The 5,048-nt window shown below is 69.3% G+C and carries 1 protein-coding gene; it reads right to left on the bottom strand.

What is annotated here, in order from left to right; all coding sequences use genetic code 11:
• The coding region (locus AOK01_RS46255) for an SDR family NAD(P)-dependent oxidoreductase (RefSeq protein WP_157871597.1) at window positions 1-5,048 on the bottom strand (5,048 nt) is incomplete at both ends.

Raw genomic sequence — 5,048 nt, 5'->3', positions numbered from 1 at the left:
CGGTGTGCGGCGTCGAGCAGGGCCATGCCGTGTTCGACGCTCATCGCCTTGACTCCGAAACGTACGAGCCTGGCCACGTCGGTGTCACTGAGCCCGGCCGCCATACCGCCCGCGACCTGCCACATTCCCCAGCCGACCGACAGCCCGGCGCGCCCCTCGGCCCGGCGGCTGCGCATCAGTGCGTCGCAGTAGGCGTTCGCCGCCGCGTAGTTGGCCTGCCCCGGACTGCCGAGGGTGGCGGCAGCCGAGGAGAACACCACGAACATGCCCAGCCGCATCTCCCGCGTCGCCTCATGCAGATTCGCCGCGGCGGTGGCCTTGGCCGCCCAGACCCGTGCGAGCCCCTCCGGGGTCTGCGCCGTGACCACCGCGTCCTCCAGGACACCCGCGGCATGCACGATGCCGGTCAGCGGATGCGCCGCGTCCGTCCTGCCGACCAGCTCCGCCACCGACTCCGGATCGCTCACATCGGCCGCGATGACGGCTACCTCCGCACCCAGCTCGCCGAGCCTGGCGCAGAGTTCGCTGCTTCCCGGAGCCTCCGGGCCACGGCGGCCGGCGAGCAGCAGATGCCGTACTCCGTACGCCCGCACCAGGTGCTCCGCGACCAGTTGCCCCAGCACGCCCATGCCGCCGGTGACCAGTACCGTGCCCTCGGGATCGAGGACAGGTGGCACGTCCAGCACCAGCTTGCCGGTGTGCTTCGCCTGACTCATGAACCGGAACGCCTCCCCCGCATTGCTCAGCGGCCAGGAACGTACCGGGAGCGGCTTAAGCCGTTCTGAGGCGAACAATTCGCCGAGGTGGTCCAGCATCCGTCCGATGCGGTCCGGCCCGGCGTCGGCGACCAGGTCGTACACGGTGTACGTGACGCCCGGATACTCGGCACCCACCTCTTCGGGCACGCGCAGATCCGTCTTGCCCATCTCCAGGAACCGGCCGCCCTCCCCCAACAACCGCAGCGAGGCATCGATGAACTCACCGGTGAGACTGTTGAGCACGACGTCCACACCCCGCCCACCGGTGACCCGCCGGATCGTTTCCTCGAAGTCGAGGTCGCGGGAGGACGCCCGATGGTCGGCATCGACCCCCATCTCCTCCAGCACGGCATGCTTGGCGGGGCTCGCGGTGGCATACACCTCCGCACCCAGATGACGGGCGATCCACACCGCCGCCATCCCCACACCACCCGTACCGGCATGGATCAGCACCCGCTCGCCCGCCTTCAGACCGGCCAGCTCAACCAGCCCGTACCAAGCCGTGAGGAAGGCCGCAGGGACACCGGCCGCCTGACGCATGTCCCAGCCTTGAGGCATGGGCGCGACCATCCGTGCGTCCGCGATCGCTACGGGGCCGAAGGCGCCCTCGAACACGCCCATCACGCGGTCCCCGACCGACAGACGGGTGACGCCGGGACCGACCTCCGTCACGACACCGGCACCCTCACCGCCCATGGCCCCGTACGCGGAAACCATGCCCAACGCGACGAGAACGTCACGGAAGTTGATTCCGGCGGCGTGTACGGACACGCGGACCTGTCCGGGCGCCAAGGGCTCAAGGGCCTCCGGGCAGGCAACCGCCGACAGGTCGTCCAGCGAGCCGCCGCTCCCCATCCGCAGGCGCCATGCCGGTTCACCCGGCGACGCGACGAGCTCGGCCGAATGGTGTGCGGCAGTCAGACGGGGTACGTATATCTCGCCGTCGCGCAGGGCGAGTTGGGGTTCGTCGAGGTCCTGGACGGCCTGACGGAGCACGGTCTGCGGCAACTCCCCACCGTCCGTGTCCAGCAGGACGAAGCGGCCTGGATTCTCCGACTGCGCGCTGCGGACCAGACCCCACACCGCCGCAGCCGACGCATCCACATCGCCGCCACCATCACCACCGGCAGCCACCGCACCCCGCGTCACCACCACCAGACGCGACTCCACCAACTCCGGCACAGCCAAAAACCCCTGCACCAACGACAACACCCGCTCAACAACCAACAGACCGTCGGCATCGGCCACTTCGACCGGAGCAAGCACCGCCCACGGCACACCACCACCGGCCACCACCACATCGGCCAGACCGACACCACCTGTAAGGACGGTCCACTCGCCGCCCTCCGCAGCCTCGGACCGTGAAGCCGCAAGCGGCGTCCACTCCACCGTGAACAGACCACGTACGTCACGCTGTCGGGCCGCCACCAGCTGGCCGGGCTTCATGGGGCGGGTCCGCAGGGCTTCGACGCTCAGGACAGGCCCGCCGGTCGCATCGGTGACCGTCACGCTCATCCCGTGGTCGGCGCTCTCCCCGACCGGGCGGAGGCGCACGCGGACCGCCGTGGCCCCCACCGCTCCCAGAGACACCCCGGTCCACCCGAACGGCACGTACATCTGATCGTCCCCGGAGCCGTCCTGGAAGCGGGCGGCCAGGACCGGGTGGAGGGTGGCGTCCAGGAGGGCGGGGTGGATGCCGTACCCGTCGTGGGAGCCGGCGGCCTCGGGCAGGACTACCTCGGCCAACAGGTCCTGGCCGTGCCGCCACACCGCACGCAGACCCTGAAACGCCGGACCGTACCCGTAACCGGCCGCTGCGATCCGCTCGTAGAAACCCTCCACGTCGATCGCCTCGGCGCCGGCCGGAGGCCAGGCACCGCTCAACTCCTCCGCCACACGGGCGGGTTCGGGAGCGAGGACACCGGTCGCGTGGCACACCCACGAACCGTCGGCGGTGTCCGTGTCAGGACGTGTATGGATCCGCACGTCGCGGCGTCCGTCGTCGGCCGCCTCACCGACCACGACCTGCACCCGCAGTCCGGAAGCCTCCGGCGCCACGACGGGGACCTGCAACATCAGCTCCTCGACCGTCGCGCAGCCCACCTCGTCACCGGCCCGCAACGCCCACTCCACCAACGCCGTTCCGGGCACCAGCACCACTTCCGCCACCTCGTGATCAACAAGCCACGAGGCCCCCGACCGCGACAAGCGCCCGGTCAGCAGGCAACCGCCGCCCTCGGCGAACTCCACCGCCGCGCCCAGCAACGGGTGTCCGGCCGCCACCAACCCCAGACCCGCCGCATCCCCACCACCGGCGCGGCGGCCGGCCAGCCAGAACCGCTCCCGCTGGAACGCGTACGTCGGCAGGTCCACAACCCTGGGGGTGGGGTCGGCCGGGAACAACACCGACCAGTCCACCGCCGTCCCCGCCGTGTGCAGACGCGCCATCGCGCTGACGAATGCCTCCTCCTCAGGCCGCTCACCGACGAGCGAGGACACCATCACCGGCTCGGACCCATCCGTCCGGACGACGTCATCGAGGGTGTGCTGGGCGGCGGTGGTCAGGACCGGGAAAGGGCCCAGCTCCACGAACACACCCGCCCGTGACGCAACCTCGGCGATCGCAGGCTGGAAGAGCACGGGTTGACGCACATGCCGCACCCAGTACTCCGCAGTGGCGATGTCCTGACCCGCCTCCCGACCCGACACATTACTGATCAACGGAATCGACGGCCGCCGGAAACCCACCCCGCCCAGCACATCCGCGAACTCCTCCAGCATCGGCTCCATCAACACCGAATGGAAAGCATGGCTGACCGTGAGCGACTTGGTCTTGCGCCCCCGCCCACTCCACAACGCGGCGATCCGCCCCACCTCGCCGACAGGACCCGAAACCACCGTCGAGTCGGGCGTGTTGACCGCCGCCACACTTACACCGGAACCCTCCAGGTCGGCGGCCAGTTCCTCACGTGTGGCCTGCACCGCACACATCGCCCCGCCCTCGGGCAGCGCACCCATCAGACGCGCCCGCGCCCCCACCACCCGACACGCATCCGCCAAGTCGAAGACCCCCGCCACATACGCAGCCGCGATCTCTCCAATCGAGTGTCCGATCACCACATCAGGACGCACCCCCACCGACTCCCACAGCCGCGCGAGACCCACCTGCAACGCGAACAACCCCGCCTGCGCCCACATGGTGTGATCCAACCGCTCCTTCGGGCCACGGAACACAACCTCCCGCAGCACACCCGCAGCAACCCCCAACTCCCCCTCCAACAGACCACACACCTCATCGAACGCCGCCGCGAACACCGGGAACCGCCCATACAACCCAGCCCCCATACCCACCAACTGACTGCCCTGACCACTGAACAGCCACACCGTGTCACCACTCGGCAGCGCCGCATCCTCACGAGACACCGTCAACGCCGGATGCACCTCTCCGGCAGCCAACGCAGCGAGACCCGCCAGCAATTCGCTCCGCTCCCGGCCCACCACCACCGCACGCCGCTCGAACAGTGAACGCGAATACAGCAGGGACCAACCCACTTCCTGTACCGCAGCGGTCGGAGCGGCCATCACGGCATCGCTCAGGCGGCGTGCCTGGTCGCGCAGGGCCTGCGGGTTACGAGCCGACAGCACCCACGGCACCACACTGCCGTCACCGTCCGGGACCCCGTCGGCCTCCACCTCATCCGCCGAACCCGCCGAACCCGCCGGTTCCGCTGACTCCGCTGACTCGGGAACGTACTCAACGATCACATGTGCGTTGGTCCCCGAAGCGCCGAACGACGACACCCCTGCCCGGCGTGGCCGCTCCACCTCCGGCCACGGCACCGGATCAGCCACCAGCCGAACCGCACCCGCCGCCCAGTCCACAAGCGGCGTCGGCTCATCCACATGCAAACTCGCCGGCACCACACCATGCCGCATCGCCAACACCATCTTGATCACACCCGCCACACCAGCCGCCGCCTGCGTATGACCGATGTTCGACTTCACCGACCCCAACCACACCGGACGGTCATCAGCCCGACCCTGCCCATACGTCGCCAACAACGCCTGCGCCTCGATCGGATCACCCAACGTCGTCCCCGTACCATGCCCCTCCACCACATCCACATCACCCGACGACAAACCACCACTCACCAACGCCTGACGAATCACCCGCTCCTGCGACGGACCATGCGGCGCCGTCAAACCATTACTCGCACCGTCCTGATTCACCGCCGAACCCCGCACCACACCCAACACCCGACGACCATGACGACGCGCATCCGAAAGGCG

It is taken from the genome of Streptomyces aurantiacus (assembly GCF_001418335.1).
In the GTDB taxonomy this organism is placed as follows: domain Bacteria; phylum Actinomycetota; class Actinomycetes; order Streptomycetales; family Streptomycetaceae; genus Streptomyces; species Streptomyces aurantiacus.
The sequence above is the reverse complement of the archived record's forward strand: the minus strand, read 5'-3'. Positions and strand labels throughout refer to the sequence as shown.